The organism is Bradyrhizobium zhanjiangense, from assembly GCF_004114935.1.
Lineage (GTDB): Bacteria > Pseudomonadota > Alphaproteobacteria > Rhizobiales > Xanthobacteraceae > Bradyrhizobium > Bradyrhizobium zhanjiangense.
Map to the genome: position 1 here is coordinate 7941240 of NZ_CP022221.1, position 19583 is coordinate 7960822.

Annotated in this window: 17 protein-coding genes and 1 pseudogene; 12 read left to right on the forward strand and 6 right to left on the reverse strand. The window is 64.5% G+C overall.

What is annotated here, in order from left to right; genetic code table 11:
- Window positions 1-68: 68 nt before the first annotated feature.
- Together XH85_RS37955 and XH85_RS37960 are read left to right on the forward strand one after the other, a co-directional pair.
- On the forward strand, window positions 69-1277 hold the full coding sequence (locus tag XH85_RS37955; protein WP_128936007.1) for an ABC transporter substrate-binding protein: 1209 nt from the start codon (window positions 69-71) through the stop codon (window positions 1275-1277).
- Between the two features lie 16 nt (window positions 1278-1293).
- Complete coding sequence (locus XH85_RS37960; protein WP_128936008.1) at window positions 1294-2472, forward strand: cytochrome P450; 1179 nt, start codon at window positions 1294-1296, stop codon at window positions 2470-2472.
- 27 nt (window positions 2473-2499) lie between these two features.
- Here XH85_RS37960 and XH85_RS37965 read toward each other — a convergent pair whose 3' ends face one another.
- Window positions 2500-3120: a CGNR zinc finger domain-containing protein gene (locus XH85_RS37965; RefSeq protein ID WP_128936009.1), complete on the reverse strand. Its 621-nt coding sequence runs from the start codon at window positions 3118-3120 to the stop codon at window positions 2500-2502.
- A 130-nt stretch (window positions 3121-3250) separates the two neighbouring features.
- On the opposite strand from XH85_RS37965, the gene XH85_RS37970 reads away from it, so the two are divergent.
- Window positions 3251-4102, forward strand: a complete 852-nt coding sequence (locus tag XH85_RS37970) for an alpha/beta fold hydrolase (RefSeq protein ID WP_128936010.1) — start codon at window positions 3251-3253, stop codon at window positions 4100-4102.
- A gap of 14 nt (window positions 4103-4116) precedes the next feature.
- The gene (locus XH85_RS37975; protein ID WP_128936011.1) at window positions 4117-4722 is read left to right on the forward strand and encodes a TMEM175 family protein; all 606 of its coding nucleotides are present in this window, start codon (window positions 4117-4119) and stop codon (window positions 4720-4722) included.
- A 22-nt stretch (window positions 4723-4744) separates the two neighbouring features.
- Here the strand turns inward: XH85_RS37975 and XH85_RS37980 are convergent, their stop codons facing one another.
- On the reverse strand, window positions 4745-5464 hold the full coding sequence (locus XH85_RS37980; RefSeq protein ID WP_128936012.1) for a hypothetical protein: 720 nt from the start codon (window positions 5462-5464) through the stop codon (window positions 4745-4747).
- A 288-nt stretch (window positions 5465-5752) separates the two neighbouring features.
- On the opposite strand from XH85_RS37980, the gene XH85_RS37985 reads away from it, so the two are divergent.
- Window positions 5753-6676, forward strand: a complete 924-nt coding sequence (locus tag XH85_RS37985; RefSeq protein ID WP_128936013.1) for an ABC transporter ATP-binding protein — start codon at window positions 5753-5755, stop codon at window positions 6674-6676.
- Window positions 6673-7434: an ABC transporter permease gene (locus tag XH85_RS37990; protein WP_091879164.1), complete on the forward strand. Its 762-nt coding sequence runs from the start codon at window positions 6673-6675 to the stop codon at window positions 7432-7434. Before XH85_RS37985 ends, XH85_RS37990 begins: the two co-directional genes overlap by 4 nt.
- 106 nt (window positions 7435-7540) lie before the next feature.
- On the opposite strand, the gene XH85_RS37995 is transcribed toward XH85_RS37990, so the two are convergent.
- Window positions 7541-7867, reverse strand: coding sequence for a hypothetical protein (locus XH85_RS37995; RefSeq protein WP_128937571.1), 327 nt, complete (start codon window positions 7865-7867; stop codon window positions 7541-7543).
- 280 nt (window positions 7868-8147) lie between these two features.
- Between XH85_RS37995 and XH85_RS38005 the strand changes: the two genes are divergently transcribed.
- Window positions 8148-8960: a L,D-transpeptidase gene (locus XH85_RS38005; protein ID WP_128936014.1), complete on the forward strand. Its 813-nt coding sequence runs from the start codon at window positions 8148-8150 to the stop codon at window positions 8958-8960.
- 64 nt (window positions 8961-9024) lie between these two features.
- A complete protein-coding gene (locus XH85_RS38010) occupies window positions 9025-10008 on the forward strand; it encodes a glycerophosphodiester phosphodiesterase (protein WP_128936015.1) in 984 nt (327 codons plus the stop codon).
- 112 nt (window positions 10009-10120) lie between these two features.
- Here the strand turns inward: XH85_RS38010 and XH85_RS38015 are convergent, their stop codons facing one another.
- The gene (locus XH85_RS38015) at window positions 10121-12400 is read right to left on the reverse strand and encodes a fused MFS/spermidine synthase (RefSeq protein WP_128936016.1); all 2280 of its coding nucleotides are present in this window, start codon (window positions 12398-12400) and stop codon (window positions 10121-10123) included.
- A gap of 231 nt (window positions 12401-12631) precedes the next feature.
- On the opposite strand from XH85_RS38015, the gene XH85_RS38020 reads away from it, so the two are divergent.
- On the forward strand, window positions 12632-14242 hold the full coding sequence (locus XH85_RS38020; RefSeq protein ID WP_128936017.1) for a phytoene desaturase family protein: 1611 nt from the start codon (window positions 12632-12634) through the stop codon (window positions 14240-14242).
- 274 nt (window positions 14243-14516) lie between these two features.
- Here the strand turns inward: XH85_RS38020 and XH85_RS38025 are convergent.
- A pseudogene (locus tag XH85_RS38025) lies at window positions 14517-14651 on the reverse strand (Flp family type IVb pilin); the annotation flags it as partial.
- 80 nt (window positions 14652-14731) lie between these two features.
- On the opposite strand from XH85_RS38025, the gene XH85_RS38030 reads away from it, so the two are divergent.
- Window positions 14732-15619: a 50S ribosomal protein L11 methyltransferase gene (locus XH85_RS38030; protein ID WP_128936018.1), complete on the forward strand. Its 888-nt coding sequence runs from the start codon at window positions 14732-14734 to the stop codon at window positions 15617-15619.
- Window positions 15620-15804: 185 nt separating this feature from the next.
- Here XH85_RS38030 and XH85_RS38035 read toward each other — a convergent pair whose 3' ends face one another.
- Window positions 15805-15984, reverse strand: coding sequence for a hypothetical protein (locus XH85_RS38035; RefSeq protein WP_128936019.1), 180 nt, complete (start codon window positions 15982-15984; stop codon window positions 15805-15807).
- 187 nt (window positions 15985-16171) lie between these two features.
- On the opposite strand from XH85_RS38035, the gene XH85_RS38040 reads away from it, so the two are divergent.
- Window positions 16172-18001 (forward strand): aminopeptidase P family protein, encoded by a 1830-nt coding sequence (locus tag XH85_RS38040; RefSeq protein WP_128936020.1) that lies wholly within the window; start codon window positions 16172-16174, stop codon window positions 17999-18001.
- 284 nt (window positions 18002-18285) lie between these two features.
- Complete coding sequence (locus tag XH85_RS38045) at window positions 18286-19560, forward strand: multidrug effflux MFS transporter (RefSeq protein WP_128936021.1); 1275 nt, start codon at window positions 18286-18288, stop codon at window positions 19558-19560.
- The last annotated feature ends 23 nt before the right edge of the window (window positions 19561-19583 follow it).

The window sequence follows — 19583 nt, forward strand, 5'->3', positions numbered from 1 at the left end:
CTCTCAAAAATAGCTATAAAATATAACTATTATTCAGCGGCACCAAGACCGCGCATGGGAGGGAGACAATGAACAGCAAATTCCTGCATAAATTATGCATGTTGGCCGCGATGCTGACGGCCGCACCGGCATTCGCCCAGGACGTCGTGAAGATCGGCATCCTGAACGACCAATCGGGTCCGTTCGCGAGCTATCAGGGCATCGGCTCGGTCATCGCCGCCAAGATGGCGGTCGAGGACTATGGCGGAAAGGCCGGCGGCAAGCCTATCGAGGTCGTCGCGGCCGACCATCAGAACAAGACCGACATCGGCATCGGCATCGCCAGGCGCTGGTACGAGAACGAAGGCGTCGATGCGATCTTCGACATTCCGAACTCGTCGATCGCTCTCGCTGTCGCCGGCATGAGCGCCGAAAAGAACAAGGTCTTCGTCGGATCAGGGGCCGGAACGGTGCTCCTGACCGGCGAGAAATGCACACCGAACACCGTGCACTGGACCTACGACACCTATGCCTATGGGCGCGGCCTCGGCAAGGCGATCGTGCAGCAGGGCGGCAAGAAGTGGTTCTTCATCACCGCCGACTATGCCTTCGGTCATGATCTGGAGAAGCAGGCGGCGGAGGCCGTGAAAGCGTCCGGCGGCGAGGTGCTCGGCAGCGTGCGGCATCCGCTCGGAACGGCCGACTACGCCTCCTTCCTGCTCCAGGCCCAGGCGTCGGGCGCGAACGTCATCGGCTTTGCCAATGCCGGGGACGACACCATCACGTCGATGAAGCAAGCTGCCGAATTCGGGCTGACCAAGGACCACAAGCTGGCCGGACTGATCCTCGGCATGAACGGCCTGCCCGCGCTCGGACTGAAATTTGCGCAGGGCGCGCAGATCATGAACCCGTTCTACTGGGATCTGAACGACGGCACGCGTGCTTTCGCGAAACGTTTCGCCGAACGCATTCCCTCGAAGGCCTATCCGAATGACATGCAGGCCGGCGTCTATGCCTCGGTCATTCACTATCTCAAAGCGGTCGACAAGGCCGGCGGCGCCAAGGACGGCAAGGCGGTGGTAGCGGCGATGAAGCAGATGCCGACCGACGATCCGCTGTTCGGCAAGGGCTACATCCGCAAGGACGGACGCAAGATCCATCCGCTCTACCTCTTGCAGGTCAAGGCTCCCGACGAGTCGACCTCCGCCTGGGATCTGTTGAAGGTGGTCGCCACGGTCAAGGGCGAGAACGCGTTCCGCTCCGAGAGCGAAGCCCAGTGCCCGCTGACGAAACAATAGCCGTTGGGAGCTGACCATGAGCGGCATTGCATCGAGTCCGGTTGACCCGTTTGCGCCTGACTTCCTGATCGACCCCTATCCTGCCTATGAGGCGCTGCGCGCGCTCGGGCCTGCGTTCGCGCTGAAGCGCTACGGCGTGTGGGCCATGGCAGGCTATGCCGAGGTCGAGCCGGCCCTGAAGGACTGGAAGGCGTTCATCAGTGGCGAGGGCGTCGGGCTCCACGGCATGAACCCGGCACTGCCAAAGCCGCTGACGCTCCAGATCGATCCGCCCGACCACGACAAAGGCCGGCGGGTTCTCGGCCGCACCCTGTCTCCGGGCGTCGCAAGGAAGCTGCGCGAGACGTTTCAGCGGGAAGCGGAGAAGAAGGTGTCGGAGCTGATCGACAGAGGCTCATTCGATGCCGTCACCGATCTCGCCGAAGCCTATCCGATGAAGGTGTTTCCGGATGCGATCGGCATCCGGCCGGACGGCCGTGAGAAGCTGCTGGCCTGGAGCACGTTCGTGTTCGACAGCTTTGGCCCTGAGAACGAGATGCTAGCCGCATCGCGCAAGGCAGGTCTCGCGGCCCAGGGCTGGATCATGGAATGTTGCGCACGAGATGCGCTACGGCCCGACGGGCTCGGCATGATGATCTACCAGGCGGCCGACGAGGGTGAGATCACCGAGCATGAGGCGACGCATCTGGTGCGGCCGTTCCTCACCGCGGGGATCGACACCACCGTCAACGGCATCGGCAACACCCTGCTCGCGCTCGCCACACATCCGGATGAATACCGCAAGCTCCACCACAGGCCGGAGCTGGCGCGCAACGCCTTCGAGGAAGGCCTGCGCTACGATTCGCCGGTGCAGACGTTCTTTCGCACCACCTCGCGCGACGTCGAGATCGGCGGCGGCGTGATCCCGGCGCATCGCAAGGTGCTGCTGTTCATGGCCTCCGCCAACCGCGATCCCGCACGGTGGGACAAGCCGGACCGTTTCGAGGTGGAACGGGTTGCGACCGGACATGTCGGCTTCGGCGCCGGCATTCACGCCTGCGTCGGCCAGATGATCGCGCGTCTGGAAGGCGAATTGATCTTCAGCGAGCTCGCAAGGCGCGTGAAGACCATCGAGCTCACGGCGGAGCCGAAGCGCAGGCTCAACAATTCCCTGCGCGGCCTTGCGAGTATGCAGGTTCGCGTCGCGGCGGCCTGACTGCGTCGCATGTAGCGCCGCGATCGATCACTGCCGGCTCTTGAGCCGGCTGCGGTGTGCGGCCTGCTTGGCCCGGTTGCCGCAGATCGCCATTGTGCACCATCGCCGCGCGCGCCTCCGGGTATGGTCGGCGAACAGCATCGTGCAGTTATGACCCTCGCATGCCTTCACGTCGGAAAAATCCTCCTCACAGACGAATTTCGCCAAGGCTTCCCCGATCGGCAGCAGCAGGGATTCGGGTGATCGCCAGCGCCGCATCCTCAGCAGCGCAAGACCGTCACCCTGCTCACCGCTGCGCGGCACGATCTGCCTGAACGCCTCATCGCGCTCCAGGACGTCGTTCAGCGGGCCAAGCTCATGCAACGCCTTCGCAGTGAGCGGCCGGCCGGCATGTGCCTGAACGAAACCGCGAAACCACTCGCGCAAGGCACGGGCCTGACCGGCGACATTGTCGAGCTCGCCCGGCATCGCGCGCGCCTTCAGCGCACCCAGCTCATCCGCCGGCACCAGCTTCGCCTGTGCCAGCCAGTCGACCAGACCTTCGCCATCGTCGAGCCAATCGACCGGCGTATCGACCGGTGTCGCCACCGAGTTGAGGAAATCAAGGCCGAGCGAGTCGGCGATGAACATGGCGGGCGGTCTGTCCATGAGCGGTCCCTGTCCGGTCCGAAAGCTGCGATTTAGGTAACCTCTAAAAAGGCTATTGACAAGTTACGTCGCAGGTTAATAACCTCTAAAAATCGCTTTGATTGGTTACGAACAGCAATGGAGATCGGCCATGACCCCGACCACCTACCGCACCGCAGACGTCGACGGCTTCAAGGTGTTCTATCGCGAGGCCGGCACCGCCGGCGCGCCGAAGCTCCTCCTGCTGCACGGCTTCCCGAGCGCGGGACACATGTTCCGCGACCTCATCCCGCAGCTTGCAGACCGGTTTCACATCGTGGCGCCGGACCTTCCCGGTTTCGGCCAGTCCGACATGCCCGCACGCGACACCTTCCGCTACACCTTCGACAACGTCGCGCGCGTGATCGAGCGCTTCACCGAAGTGATCGGCTTCGATCGCTTCGCAATCTATGTGTTCGACTATGGCGCGCCGACGGGCTTTCGGCTGGCACTCAGCCATCCCGAGCGGATCGCGGCCATCATTTCGCAGAACGGCAATGCCTATGAGGAGGGCCTCAGCGAAGGCTGGACTCCGATCAAGGCCTATTGGCAAGACCCTTCACCGGCTAATCGCGAGGCGCTGCGTACCTTGCTCACGCCGGAGGCCACGCGCTGGCAGTACACACATGGCGTTCCCGATCCGGCCGTGGTGTCGCCGGACGGCCAGAACCTCGACAATTTCTATCTCGCGCGCCCCGGCGCCGACGACGTGCAGCTCGATCTATTCGGCGACTACAAGAGCAACGTCGCGCTCTATCCGTCATTCCAAAGCTATTTCCGTACCCACAAGCCGCCGTTCCTCGCGGCCTGGGGCAAGAACGATCCCTTCTTCATCCCGCCCGGCGCCGAGGCATTCAAGCGCGACAATCCCAATGCGGTGGTGCAATTCTTCAACACTGGTCACTTTGCGCTGGAAACCCATGCGAAGGAGATCGCGGAAAGCATTCGCGCGTTCTTGAAATAACGGAAGCTGTCGCCATGGCCCATGCGAGACGATCTCCGGAACGGCTCAGCGCATTTTCGGACGGCGTGTTCGCGGTCCTGATTACGGTGCTCGTGCTGGAGCTTCGTCCGCCGGAAATCCCGACCTTTGCGGCATTGCTGGCGTTATGGCCGACGTGGCTCTCTTATGCCGTGAGCTACGTGTTCATCGCGATCGTCTGGGCCAACCATCATCATCTGTTGCGCTATGCGAGCGAAGCGACGCCGCGACTGATCTGGTTCAACTTCGCGCATTTGTTCTCGGTGTCGCTGCTGCCGCTCTCCACCGCCTGGATGGCGGTGAGCGAGCTCGCACCGCAGCCGGTCGCGTTCTACGCCGCGGTGTTCTTCCTGGTGAACGCGACCTATGTCGCGCTGATCTGGGATCTCGTCGGACGAGCGCCGGACAGCGAGGTCGCGCCGCGGGAGCGCAAGATTATGCGCGTCCGCTCGATCGTGACCCTCGGCGTCTTCGCCCTCGCGGCCGCGGTCGCCCTGCGCTTCCCCGTCGCCGGGCTTGCGATGTGTTGCTGCTGCCTGATCGTCTATCTGAGGCCGGAGGCGCCGGGTGCCGAGGACGGCCGCCCGGTCGACTCTCGGTGAACCAGCACCGCGGCAGAAGTCGCTAGTTCCGCGCCGGAGCCGCTGCGGCCGCCGAGCGCGCCGGCCTGGCTGTGCCGGGTTGGGCGACTGGAGCTGTCGGGGCGCGCGAGCGCATGATCGCGGCGTCGATCTCGGCGATGACGCGACGCTGGATCGCCTCGTTCTTGTCGATCGAGATATGGCCGACGCCGGTACCGCGCACGTCGACATTGTCGAGCTTGCCGCGCAGGCCAGCGGCAGCCCGCACCGGCTCGCCGGGACCGTCGCCGATATAGATGTTGATGTAACGCTCGGCGCCGGTCGACAGCTTGGTCTTGAACACGGAGTCGAGGCCGATCGCGAGCTTTACGGGAACGCCGAGCTGGTTGAGCTTGGCGATCATGTCCGGCAGCGCTGTCGCGCCCGAGGAATGGCCGACCAAGATGATGGTCTTGAGGCGGCCGGCCTTGTAGGCGGTCGCGGCTTCATCGGCGAGCGAGGACCAGGAGACGAAATTGGCGACGGTCACCGGGATGCCCTGCGCCTGGAGCCGGGCGCCGATCGTGTCGAGCCCAAGCGAGAAGATGTTGAGCACGCCCCGGAGCAGGTAGACATGCGTGGTTGCTGTCGCGGCCTGGCTCGGCGCGGCCTTGGCGCCGGTCGGGCTGATGGCAACAACTGACAGCAGGAGCAGGGCCATCGCCCACACACGGAGGGCGGACAACTGGCTCGCGCCAGCGGTGTGACGGCCGTTCGGTCTCATCGGTGTTTTCCCTGGGGACAATACGCTTCGCGATTGGCCGGAATCGTAGCCACGGCCTGCTCGCAGACGCAACAAAGAGCCGCGTGAGCGACAATCTTAGCCGCACGCCGTGACCATCGCGCAACACTTGCCTGAAACCAGCCACCGAATGGCCGGTTTTGAGATCATTTTTCTCCGAGGAATTGCGGCCCGGTAAGGGCGTTCCTATCTCAGGGCTCCGCTGACCCGCCCTTCCCGGCAGGTTCCAGCCTCCCTCCCCCAGCCTTTGCTCTTAGCCTTGCGGCCATCATGTCCTTCATCATTTCCGTCGCCAATCTGTCGAAGACCTATGGGTCCGGCTTCAAGGCGCTCAAGAACGTCAATCTCGACATCAAGCGCGGCGAGATTTTTGCGCTGCTCGGGCCGAACGGCGCGGGCAAGACCACACTGATCTCCATCATCTGCGGCATCGCCAATCCGAGCGAGGGCCGCGTCCTCGTCGGCGGCGAAGACATCCAGACCTCCTACCGCAAGGCGCGCTCGCTGATCGGCCTCGTGCCACAGGAATTGCACACCGACGCCTTCGAGAGCGTGTGGGCGACGGTGAGCTTCTCCCGCGGCCTGTTCGGCAAGCCGAAGAATCCTGCGCACATCGAGAAGGTCCTGAAGGACCTCTCGCTCTGGGACAAGAAGGACAACAAGATCATCACGCTGTCCGGCGGCATGAAGCGCCGCGTGATGATCGCAAAAGCACTGTCGCACGAGCCGCAGATCCTGTTCCTGGACGAGCCCACCGCCGGCGTCGATGTCGAGCTGCGCAAGGGCATGTGGGAGGTGGTGCGCACCCTCCAGCAGTCCGGCGTCACCATCATCCTGACCACGCACTACATCGAGGAAGCCGAGGAGATGGCCGATCGCATCGGCGTCATCAACAAGGGCGAGATCGTGCTGGTCGAGGACAAGACGACCTTGATGCAGAAGCTCGGCAAGAAGCGGCTGACGCTGCATTTGCAAGGCAAGCTCGATGCGCTGCCGGACAGCCTGAAGCACTACAAGCTCGACCTCTGCGATAGCGGCGCGACGCTGGTCTACGATTACGACACCAAGGGCGAGCGCACCGGCATCACCAGCCTGCTCGGCGATCTCCGCACCGCCGGCATCCGCTTCAGCGATCTCGACACGACGCAATCGTCGCTCGAGGACATCTTCGTCGACCTCGTGAGGACGTCATGAATCACCGCGCCATCCGCGCCATCTATCTGTTCGAAATGGCACGCACCTGGCGCACGCTGCTGCAAAGCATCGTCTCGCCTGTGGTCTCGACCTCGCTCTATTTCGTGGTGTTCGGCGCCGCGATCGGCTCGCGCATCAGCCAGGTCGAGGGCGTCAGCTACGGCACCTTCATCGTGCCAGGCCTGATCATGCTTTCGGTGCTGACGCAGAGCATCGCGAACGCCTCGTTCGGCATCTACTTCCCGAAATTCACCGGCACGATCTACGAGATCCTGTCGGCGCCGATCTCCTATTTCGAGATCGTGCTCGGCTATGTCGGCGCGGCCGCGACCAAGTCGATCATCCTCGGCCTGATCATCCTCGCCACCGCCGGGCTGTTCGTGCCGTTGCACATCCATCATCCGGTCTGGATGCTGGCCTTCCTGGTGCTGACGGCGGTGACCTTCAGCCTGTTCGGCTTCATCATCGGTATCTGGGCCGACGGCTTCGAGAAGCTGCAGATGATCCCGATGCTGGTGGTGACGCCGCTGACCTTCCTCGGCGGCAGCTTCTATTCCATCGACATGCTGCCGGCCGGCTGGCGCACGGTGGCGCTGCTCAACCCGGTCGTCTATCTGATCTCCGGCTTCCGCTGGAGCTTCTATGAGATCGCCGACGTGAGCGTGTCCGTCAGCATCGGCATGACGCTGGCGTTCCTGGTGGCCTGCCTGGTCGTGATCTGGTGGATTTTCCGCACGGGGTATCGGCTGAAGAATTGACGGAGATACGTAGCCCGGATGGAGCGTCGGCGTAATCCGGGACCGTCGTAGCCTCATGCGACAGCAGCCCCGGATTGCGCTGCGCTCCATCCGGGCTACGACGACATCACCGATAGCAATGGAAGCGGTGATAGCCGTCATAGTAGCCGTGGCACCGGTGGCGGTAGTGACGGTGGGGAATGCCGAGCACGCCCTCGACCGCGCCAACGGCGCCGCCGACACCGGCACCAACGACACCGCCGACCGCGCCGCCGACGGGGCCGGCAATCCGGTTACCTTCATAAGAGCCTTCCTGGGCGCCGCGCACGATGCCCTGGGCGTGGCCGGCTTGCGGTAGCGACAACAGCGCGAGCAGGATGGCGGCGGCTGCGAACAGCAGGCGGACGGGCAAACCGGCCGGCAATTGCGCGGCGGCGATACGGGCTTTGTTCATCTTCGGTCCCAAAGGATGAATGGCAGCGAGCGCTGCCCTGTGAAGGGTGGCGATGAACAACGCACCGAGCGGCCAAATGGTTGCGCCTTTGTGACGAATTGTCGGCGTTGTGAACGCAAATCCGGCTCGCGAAAATGTCAGCGCCGCCGCGAGCCACGCGGCACAAAGCGGCCTTGCTTACGCCCTGCATCGCGTTAACGATGGACGGCTAGGCCGCTGGAACGAAAGCCGGATTGCAGGCATAGTGCACGACGGGGGACGGAGAGCCGCGGCGCCTAGCATGAACAGGCCGGAGGCCAGAAGTCCGATGCGTTCGTTTTTGATTGCTTTCAGCTCCCTGATGCTTTTGAGCGCGGGCGCCGCGCAGGCCAAGGTCGACATCACCATCGACAAGGACAATCAGCAGATGACCGTCGCGGTCGATGGCGTCGCGCGCTATCACTGGCCGGTGTCGACCGGCATCCCCTCCCGCGAGACGCCGAACGGCGCGTTTCGCGCCTTCCGCATGGAAGAGGATCACTACTCCAAGGAATTCGACGACGCGCCGATGCCGCACGCGATCTTCTTCACCAAGATCGGGCATGCCATCCACGGCACCGACTTCGTCGGCCGGCTCGGCTCGCCGGCCTCGCATGGCTGCGTGCGGCTGTCGCGCCAGAATGCCTCGACGCTCTATGCGCTGGTGCAGCAGCAGGGCGTGCTCAACACCACGGTGACGCTGACCGGCTCGGCGCAGGTGGCGCTGGCGCGCAATCCCCGCAGCCGCAACGCCAATGCGGTTGCCCGCGCGCCGCAGCCGGCCGAAGAACAGTACAGCACTGCCGGCGATCCCGTGAACCTGACGCCGCCGGCGCAGCCCGCCCGCCGCTACATGCCGCAGGACGACAATTACATCTATCCGGCTGACGGCAGCGACACCGGCGCGCGCTATCCGGCGCCGCGCTCGGCCGGCCGCCCGCTCTATGACGCGCAGGTCTATCAGCAGCAGCAGCCGCGCCCCTATTACGACCAGGGCTATGGCCAGCAGGGCTCCTACTATCAGCCACAGCCCCGGCCGGTTTATCAGCCGCGCGGCTATTACTACCAGAACTGAGGCAGCCGTCTTCGTCACCGCCTTCGGCGGTCGGCACGAACAATAGATTGCTATTCGAGGCACCATGCCAACACGTGCCACGACCGCACTAGCTGCGCTCTGGGTTTTGATGGCGGGAGAGGCCATGGGATTCGACCTCGAGGCACATCGCGGCGGGCGGGCGCTGCTGCCGGAAAACACCCTGCCGGCCTTCGCCAATGCGCTGTCGATGGGCGTGGACACGCTGGAGCTCGACGTCGGTGTGACCGCGGACGGCGAAGTCGTCGTCTCGCATGAACGCGGGCTCAATCCGGATCTCGCGCGCGGCCCCGACGGGGCCTACATCACTGCGCCCGGCACCCCGTTCGTGAAACTGCGGCTCGACGAGGTCAGGACCTATGACGTCGGCCAGATCCGACCGGACAGCGCCTACGCGAGACAATTTCCCGATCAGCGCGCTGTGCCGGGAACACGCATTCCCACCTTGAGCGAACTGTTCGCACTGGTACGCAAGTCCGGCAACACCCGCGTTGGCTTCAACATCGAGACCAAGATCGATCCGAACCATCCGGACCAATCTCTCGACCCGCAAGCTTTCGTCACCAGGCTCCTCCGCCTGATCGAGGCCGAAAAGTTTTCCGACCGTGTCATGATCCAGTCGTTCGATTGGAGAACGTTGCAGCTCGTGCAACAGCAAGCACCGAAGATACCGACGGTGTACCTCACGCTCGAGCGCGGCTCAGGCCAGACCGTGGCGCTCGACAAAGCCACCAACTGGACCGCGGGCTTCAATCCGGCCGATCACAGCGGCTCGCTGCCGCGGACGATCAAGGCCGCGGGCGGCGCGGTCTGGTCGCCTTATTTTGGCGATGTGACCGCGGCGCTCATCTCGGAGGCCCGCGGACTTGGATTGGGCGTCGTGGTGTGGACGGTCAACAAGCCCGACGACATGGCGCGCATGATCGAGCTTGGCGTCGACGGCATCATCTCCGATAGGCCGGACCTGTTGCGGCAGATCGCCGGCGAGAAAGGAATTGCGTTGCCGGCGGGCACGCCAGTGGAGCCTTAGAACCGACCCGCCTTGTAGCCCGGATGGAGCGAAGCGCAATCCGGGAGCAGTACCCGTCACGCCCAAGCGGCCCCGGATTGCGCTTCGCTCCATCCGGGCTACGAAAAGGTCCCTATTCCCCGTCCCTTAAGCGCCGATACAGCGCGCCCAGAATATTGGAATAGTCGTCGCTCCAGACCCGCACCCTGTCGTCAGCTTCGGTCTGCTCCCATGACTTCGAGGAGGCGAGCTTGCCGATGTCGGCCTCCTCCCGCGCGGAGATGACGACGTCGGTCGAGAAGATGTAATCGGAATCGCGCCCGGAATCCTCGTTGAAGACCCAGCTCGTGAGATCGTTGGCATCCGCAATGCCGACCACGACGGTCTCCAGATCGAGATGCCGATTGGAGACGTGCATCACCACAGCGCCGTGCGGGGCGAGCTTGTCCTTGTAGATCTTCATCGCCTCCTTGGTCGCAAGATGAATCGGGATCGCATCGGACGAATAGGCATCGACGATGATGAGGTCGTAGGCGCCGTCGGGCTCCTTGGCAAAGGTGAGCCGCGCATCACCGATCACCGGCTTCAGATCCGGCAGGCAGCTCGAGATGTAGCGGAAATTTTTGGGGTCACGCGCCGCGTCGACCATGGACTGGTCGATCTCGAAGAATTTCCAACTCTCCCCTCGCTCGGCAGCACAGGCAAGCGTGCCCGAGCCGACACCGATCGCGGCGACCTTCAGCGGCGCGCCCTTGCGCTCGCGGATCGCGCTGACGGCCTGACCGATGCCGCCGTCCTTGTGATAGTAAGTGATCGGCTCGGGCCGGCCGGTGACCGGCGTGCCGTCATTGTTGCGGAAGCGCTCCGCGCCGTGGATCGTGGTGCCGTGCATCAGTACGTGGAAATAGCCGCCGGGCGTCTCCACGATCTTGTGCACGCCGAAGAAGCTGCGCACCGTGGTGACGCGCCCCTCGTCCGCGGGATAAACCCGGATCAACGCCAGCGCGAGTACAACGGTCGCAAAAATCTTCCAGCGGTCGGCATTGAACGTCAACGCCAGCAGCGCGGCGAGCACGCCGACGGCGCCGGCCACCCAGACGCGGTGGTCCTCGAACCAGATCGAGAGCCCGCCTGTCGCATAGGACGGCACAACGAGCGCCGCCGCGAGCGCGGCGAGCGCCAGCCAATACCATCGAACGAGGCCGGCGAGGCGCTCGTTAGCAGGCGGTCGGCACAGCGCGGCGAGCGCAATCAGGATCGGATATTCGGCGATCCACGAGAAGGTGAACGGCGCGACGAGCCCTGCGAACAGGCCGCCAACCATGCCGCCGAACGACAGCGCGACATAGAAGCCGGTGAGATATTTGGCCGCCGGCCGCGTCCGCGCCAGCTCGCCGTGGCAGGCCATGGCGATGACGAAGAAGCACAATTGATGACCGCCGAGTGTGAGCAGCAGATTCTGCTCCCCGCCGAAAGCCAGCAGGACAACCACGCCTGCGATCGCAACCGGCTGGAGCATCAGCATCCATTTGTGCGGCAGCAGCGGACGCGACTGGAACACGACGACCCAGGTGAGCAGATACAGCGACAGCGGCAGCACCCACAAAAGCGGCGCCGCCGCGACGTCGGTGGAGATGTGCGCGGTCACCGCGATGAGCAGGCCCGACGGCACCGCGGCCAGGAAGATCCAGCGCAGCCGCGTCACCAGACCAGGCGCCGGCGCATTCACCTCCTCCGTTCGCGCATCCGCCACCGTCAGCTGCGGCGAGCGCAACAGCAGCGTGCCGCAGGCCGCGATCAGCAGGATCAAGAGGCCATAGCCGGCGGTCCAGAACCGGTTCTGCGCGTGCAGCGTGAACATCGGCTCCAGCAGGAACGGATAGGACAGCAGCGCGAGGAAGCTGCCGATGTTGGAGGAGGCATAAAGGAAATACGGATCGTGCCCGGCGGGATGGCCGGTGCGGACGAACCAGGCTTGCAACAGCGGATTGTTGGCGGCGAGCGCGAAGAACGGCAATCCGATCGAGACCACGAACAGGCCGAGCAGCCAGACCGCATAGCCCGAAGCGGGCGGCTCGCCGTAGGCGGAGGCGATTCCGAGCGGCAGCGTCGCGAAGGCCGCAATCAGCAGCACCAGATGCACTGCGACCGGAACGATGCGGTTTTTGACCTGCATCAACAGATGCGCATAGGCGTAACCCGCCAGCAGCAGCGACTGGAAGAAGACCATCGCCACCGACCACACCGCCGGCGAGCCGCCGAGCCGCGGCAGCACCATCTTGGTAAACAGCGGCTGCACCGAGAACAGCAAGAGCGCGCTGACGAAGATCGCGGCGGTGTAGACCGTCAGCAGCAGCCGGTTGCGCGAGGCAGACAATTGCTCCGTGGCGGCGGGTTGCACGATCGAATCCATGGGAGCTCCGGCAAAAGCGTTTTCCAGCGAAGTGGGCACCGGTTCGCGCGAGAAAACGCGTCGGACATTGCCCCCGGCGGACGACGGACGGGCGCAATGGAGCACAAGGCGCCTGAACGGGCAATAAAGAGGCGCGTGATGTTGCAGCGAGGAATGCTTAATATACAGATGTCATTTCTGGGGCCGGTCCTTCGGGCCTTCCCAAAACGACCGTGGAACATTTGAACCCTCATGAGCGAAACCGACGTCGTCATCATCGGCGCTGGCCATAACGGCCTCACCTGCGCTGCCTATCTCGCGATGGCGGGCCTGCGCGTGCGCGTGGTCGAGCGCCGCAAGGTGGTCGGCGGTGCGGCGGTCACAGAGGAGTTTCACCCCGGATTCCGGAATTCGGTCGCAGCCTACACCGTGAGCCTGCTCAATCCGCAGGTGATCCGCGACTTGAATCTTGCGGAACAAGGCCTGCGCATCGTCGAACGGCGCGCGCAGAATTTTCTGCCCGCGCCGGACGGCAGCTATCTCCTCACCGGCGAGGGGCGGACGAAAGATTCCGTCGCGCGGCTGAGCGCGCATGACGCCGATGCGCTCGACGGTTTCACGCGCGAGCTGGAAGAGATCGCCGACGTGCTCAGGCAATTCGTGCTGCGCGCGCCGCCGAACCTGGTTGACGGCTTTGGCACGCGCGCGATCCGTGAGGCCATGAATGCGTTAAAGACGGCCAACATCCTGCGCGGTCTCACGCTGGAGCAGAGCCGCAGCCTGCTCGACCTCTTCACCCGCTCCGCCGGCGAGATGCTGGACGAGCGTTTCGAGCACGATCTCGTAAAAGCGCTGTTCGGCTTCGATGCTATCGTCGGCAATTATGCCAGCCCCTACGCGGCAGGTTCGGCCTATGTGATGCTGCATCACGCCTTCGGCGAGGTGAATGGCAAGAAGGGTGTCTGGGGCCACGCCATCGGCGGCATGGGTGCGATCACGCAGGCGATGGCGCGCACCGCGCAGGGCCGCGGCGTCGTGATCGAGACGGATGCAGGCGTGCGCGAGATCATCGTCGAGCGCAACCGCGCGGTCGGCGTCGTGCTGGAGAACGGCACGGCCATCCGCGCCAAATATGTCGCAGCCAACGTCAATCCGAAGCTGCTCTATACGCGGCTGATCGCGGCCGACGCCCTGCCCCACGAGTTCCTCGCGCGCATCCGGCACTGGAAGAACGGTTCCGGCACCTTCCGCATGAACGTGGCGCTGGACCGCCTGCCCTCCTTCACGGCGCTGCCCGGTGACGGCGATCATCTCACCTCGGGCATCATCCTGGCACCGAGCCTCGGCTACATGGACCGCGCGTATCTCGATGCGCGCGCGCAGGGCTGGAGCCGAGAGCCCGTCGTCGAAATGCTGATCCCCTCGACGCTCGACGACACGCTGGCGCCCGAAGGCAAACACGTCGCGAGCTTGTTCTGCCAGCACGTCGCGCCGGAGCTTCCCAATGGAAAGTCGTGGGACGACCATCGCGAGGAGGTCGCCGATCTCATGATCGCGACGGTGGACAAATATGCCCCGGGCTTTGCGGCGAGCGTGCTCGGCCGCCAGATCCTCTCACCGCTCGATCTCGAACGGCAGTTCGGCCTTTTGGGTGGAGATATCTTCCACGGCGCGCTGACGCTGAACCAGCTGTTCTCCGCGCGGCCGATGCTGGGCCATGCCGACTATCGCGGCCCGCTGAAGGGTCTCTACCATTGCGGCTCCGGCGCCCATCCCGGCGGCGGCGTCACCGGTGCTCCGGGCCACAACGCCGCACAGGCGATTCTGAGGGATCACCGATCGCTGTTCGGAAGCCGTGGGTAGATCTGTGGATGAGCTGTGGACAGGCTATCGAGAGATATGTGGTCAGGAAGAGGATGCCCACGGACGGGCGAGCGGGACAAGCCTGGGGAAAGGCAGTGGAGAACCAAGGGGGCAATCGCGGGAAGAGTCCGTGGATAGCCGTCGTACAAGCTGCGGACAACCTGTGGAGACCGCTTGAGAACCACACATACCCAAAATGACCTCGCCCCGTCGCGGGCGATGGGTCAAAGCTTATGAAGAAAAGTAGCCCGCGGTGGGAGATGGGAGGCGGAAATTACTTCAAAGAGGTGCTAATCGAACCGAACTTCTCGTTCATCGTGCTGCCTAGGCTGTTCACCACGGTGATGATCGCGAGCGCGATACCGGCTGCGATCAGACCGTATTCGATCGCAGTTGCACCGGACTCGTCCGACCAGGATCTGCGAGCCGCGACTTATGCTGAAAATTGGGAACAAAAGTTCCAAAAATTGAACCCGACGGAACCCTAGGATGCAGCCCTCCCCTACCCATCGCGCCAGCTTCTCGATCGGCAGCGAGGCCGCCGCCAGGCGTGTCGTCGACGTGCTCACCGAGGTGTTTTTCGAGGGGGATGCGGCGGTCGCCGCCTTCGAGCGGCCGGACGGCCAATGGGACGTCACGCTGCATTTTGCCGCCGCGCCGGACCAGGCATGGCTGCGCGAACTCGTTGCAACTTCAGCAGGAAATGAGATCGCGGAGACGCTCGCCTTCGATATCGTCGAGGCCAAGGACTGGGTCAAAGCGAGCCTGGAAGACCTCGTGCCGGTCCCGGCCGGCCGTTTCGTGGTGCACGGCAGCCATGACCGCGACCGGGTGGCGGCGAACAAGCTCAAGATCGAGATCGAGGCGGCGCTTGCCTTCGGCACCGGCCACCACGGCACCACCCGCGGCTGTTTACTGCTGCTTGACCATGTCCTGAAAAGCGCGCGGCCGCGGCGCGTGCTCGACCTCGGCACCGGGACCGGCGTGCTGGCGATCGCCGCAGCCAAGGCGCTGCATCGCGCAGTGCTTGCCTCCGACATCGATCCGCCCTCGGTGCGGGTGGCGACCGAGAACGCCGCGCTGAATGACGTTGGTGACCATGTGCGGGTGATCCGTGCCACCGGCTTCGCCGCACCGGATTTTGGCAAATGCGGTCCGTTCGACCTGGTGTTGGCCAACATCCTTGCCAATCCATTGCGGCAATTGGCGAGCCCGATGGCGCGGCATCTCGCGCCCGGCGGGCGCCTCATCCTCTCCGGCCTGTTGACGCATCAGGCCCCCGCCGTGATCGCCGCCTACCGCGCGCGCGGCCTCGTGCCGCTGCGGCATCTGCGGATCGAGGGATGGAGCAGTTTGTTGCTGCGGAAGATGGGGTGAGTGCACCCGCGATGGCGCTGCGCTCCCTCGCCCCGCTTGCGGGGAGAGGGTTGGGGTGAGGGGGAGTCTCCGCGGGGGCGGTGAGAGTTGGACTCGCGGAGAGTCCCCCTCACCCGGATCGCATCTCTGATGCGATCCGACCTCTCCCCGCAAGCGGGGCGAGGTGAAGTCGAGCGTTCGCCGCGCTACTCCGCCGGCTTCTCGTCCTTGCGCATCGTGCGCTCATCCCGCAACGTCCGCCTCGCGCGGCGCTCGGCGAAACGATCGATCATCTGGCTGATGAGGCCGCGCGGCTTCTTCGGTGTCGCCACAGTCGGGGCGCGACGCACCGGCGGCGAAATCTTCTCAAATGTGAACGATGCCATCGTGTGTCCCCTCGCCGTTGAGATGAACCACTTGCTCGAATTTCCCTGTTGTCCGGACGAAGCGCAACTGCCGCACCCTTTACTCCACTCCATTCGAATGGAACTATCTCAAGCACAGTCCATGCCAGATGCGACGCAAATGCGTCTAGATTGCGGACTGATCCCCATGATCCTAAAGTGATCCACCATGTTCGAAGCGCACTTCCAGACATTCGAGGAGCCCGAGGCTGGCGTCGCATTGGCGGCGCGCCTTGCTGCACTCCGCGAAGAACTCGCCCGCCGCAAGCTGACCGGATTCGTGATCCCCCGCGCCGACCAGCAGCAGAATGAGTATGTGCCGCCGTCGGAAGAGCGGCTCGCCTGGCTGACCGGCTTCACTGGATCGGCTGGATTGGCGGTGGTCCTGACCCAGGAGGCCGCGATCTTCGTCGACGGCCGCTACACGCTGCAGGCTGCCAAGCAGGTCGATGTGAAGGCTTGGGCAGTGGAATCGCTGATCGATCCGCCGCCGGAGAGCTGGGTGTCGGCGCACTTGAAGCCCGGCGACCGCCTCGGATTTGATCCGTGGCTGCACACTTCTTCAGCAGCCGAGCGCTTGTCCGCCGCCTGCGCCAAGGCCGGCGCTGAACTGGTTGCGGTCGACAGCAATCCGGTCGACGCGATTTGGCACGATCGACCGCAGCCTCCCCTCGCGCCGGTGACCGTGCACGGAATGCAACATGCCGGCCTCACTGAAGCCGACAAGCTGACACAGATCAGAGGCGAAATCGCCAAGCTCGGCGTCGATGCGCTGGTGGTGTCGGACAGCCATGCCGTGGCCTGGACCTTCAACATCCGTGGCGCCGACGTCGCGCATACGCCGTTGCCGCTGTCCTATGCGCTGGTGCCGAAGGACGGACGGCCGACGATCTTCATCGACCACCGCAAGCTCTCCAACCTCACGCGCGACCATCTCGAACAGTCCGCCGATGTGCGCGAGCCAGATGCGATGGCGCCGACGCTGATGGCACTGGCCAAGAGCGGCGCCGCAATCGCGCTCGACAATGCCACGGCGGCCGACGCGCTCAGCCGGCTGATTGCAGGCGCTGGCGGCAAGCCGGTGCGCGGCAGCGACCCGATTGCGCTGCTCAAGGCGGTGAAGAACGCGACCGAGATCAAGGGCACGAAGACCGCACATGTGCGCGACGCCGTGGCGCTGGCGCGCTTCCTCGCATGGATCGATCGCGAGGCGGGAAGCGGCAAGCTCACCGAGATCGACGCGGTCGAGGCGCTGGAGACGTTCCGCCGCGACACCGGCGCGCTGAAGGACGTGTCGTTTCCGACCATCTCGGGCACAGGCCCGAACGGCGCCATCGTGCACTACCGCGTCACCCGCAAGAGCAACCGGCGGATCGCACCCGGCGACCTGCTGCTGATCGATTCCGGCGCGCAATATGAAGACGGCACCACCGACGTCACCCGCACCATGGCCGTGGGCGAGCCGACGGAGGAGATGCGCGACCGCTTCACCCGCGTGCTGCGCGGCCATATCGCGATTGCGCGCGCGGTCTTCCCCGACGGCACCACCGGCGCGCAGCTCGACACGCTGGCGCGGCAATATCTCTGGGCCGCCGGCGTCGATTTCGAGCACGGCACCGGCCACGGCGTCGGCAGCTATCTCTCGGTGCATGAGGGGCCGGCGCGGATCTCGAAGCTCGGCACCACGCCGCTCAAGCGCGGCATGATCCTGTCCAACGAGCCCGGCTACTACAAGACCGATGGCTTCGGCATCCGCATCGAGAACCTCGAGCTGGTGGTCGCCCTCGACATCAACGGTGCCGAGAAGCCGATGAATGCGTTCGAGACGCTGACGCTGGCACCGATCGACCGCCGGCTGATCGATGTGGCGATGCTGAGCCGCGATGAGCTCGACTGGCTCAATGCGTATCATGCGCGAGTCAGGGCCGAGGTGCGGCCGGCGCTTGATGAAGCGACGAAGGCCTGGCTCGATCAGGCAACGGCGGAGCTGAAGCCGTAAGTTCGGTGCGCATGGCGCTAGGCGATTTGCGCAACGCTGCCTGCTCCACTACAGCCGTTCCCCCGCGAAGGCGGGCATCCAGTACGCCGTAGCTTCTCCGCATACGACATCTGCCTCTGGAATACTGGATTCCCCGCCTTCGCGGGGAATGACAGCGGAGGCCGGGGCGGTCATCACGCCATCATCGTAACCATCCCGGAATCCGTATAGCCGCATTCCGAAACGCCGATATCCGTCTTGCACGAGCGCGCTACAGTCGATTCGAATTCGAAAGACGGATACGCATGCACGGCATGATCAGCAAGCCGCCGGGAGCGGCGACAAACCTCGCGACGTCGCGCTTGGTGCTCCTGCTCTTGGTGGTCATGACCGGGATCGCGCCGATCTCGCTTTACATGCTGGTTCCGGCGCTGCCGGTGCTGGCGACCAATTTCGGCAGCGACATCTCGATCGCGCAGATGACGGTGTCGCTCTACATGGTCGGCATCGCGCTGTCGCAGCTCATCATGGGGCCGCTATCGGACCGGTTCGGCCGGCGCCCGGTGCTGCTTGGAGGGCTGACGCTGATGATCGCGGCCAGCGTCGCCTGCATCTTCGCGCAAAACCTGCCGCAGCTGATCGCCGCGCGCTTTTTCCAGGCACTGGGGGGAGCCGCCGGCATGGTGGTGAGCCGCGCCATCATCCGCGACATCTACGAGCGCGATCGCGTCGCCTCGATGATCAGCCTCGTGGTCGCCGCCCTGATGATCGGACAGATGGTCTCCCCGCTCACCGGCGGTCTGATCGAGACCGCGTTCGGCTGGCGCGCGATCTTCTACGCCATCACAATCGCCGCGATCATCGTCGCCGTCGGCATCGCTGTGGCGCTGCCGGAGACACGCCGCAGCCGCGCCGCCGGCAGCGGCTTTCGCGGCGACGTCGGCATCCTGATCCGCAACCGCGCCTTCGTCGGTTACGTGATGTGCCAGGTGCTGGCCTCGCAGATCATCTTCACTTTCGCCGGTGGCGGTCCCTACATCGTGGTGACGCAGATGGGCCGCAGCAGCGCCGAATATGGCGCATGGTTCGCGACCTCGGGCTTTGCGTTCCTCGTCGGCAATCTGCTCTGCGTGCGCTTTGCGCCGCGGCACTCGCTGGAGAACCTGATCTGGTTCGGGCTTGCCCTCCAGCTCTGCGGCAGCCTGCTCAACCTGATATGGAGCTTCGCCGGCTGGAACGAGGCGCCCGGCTGGCTGTTCGGCACGCAGATGATCGTGATGGCTGGCAATGCCTTCGTGATGGCGAATTCAGCCGCCGGCGCCATCAGCATCCGTCCCGAAGCCGCCGGCACCGCGTCGGGCGCAATGGGCTTCCTGCAACAGGGCATCGGCGCACTGATGTCGCAATTCGGCGCCTATCTCGGCGGCCACTCCACCACCACGCTGCCGCTGACCTCCGCGGTCCTCGCGATCTCGCTGCTCTGCGCCTGCACGATGATGTTCGTTGTCCCGCGCCGCGAGGTCATGGTCAGCGAGGAGCTGATCGAGCAGGCGGAGGAGGAAGAGACGGGGATGATGTGAGGGGGCGGTGCGCTGCATCCCCG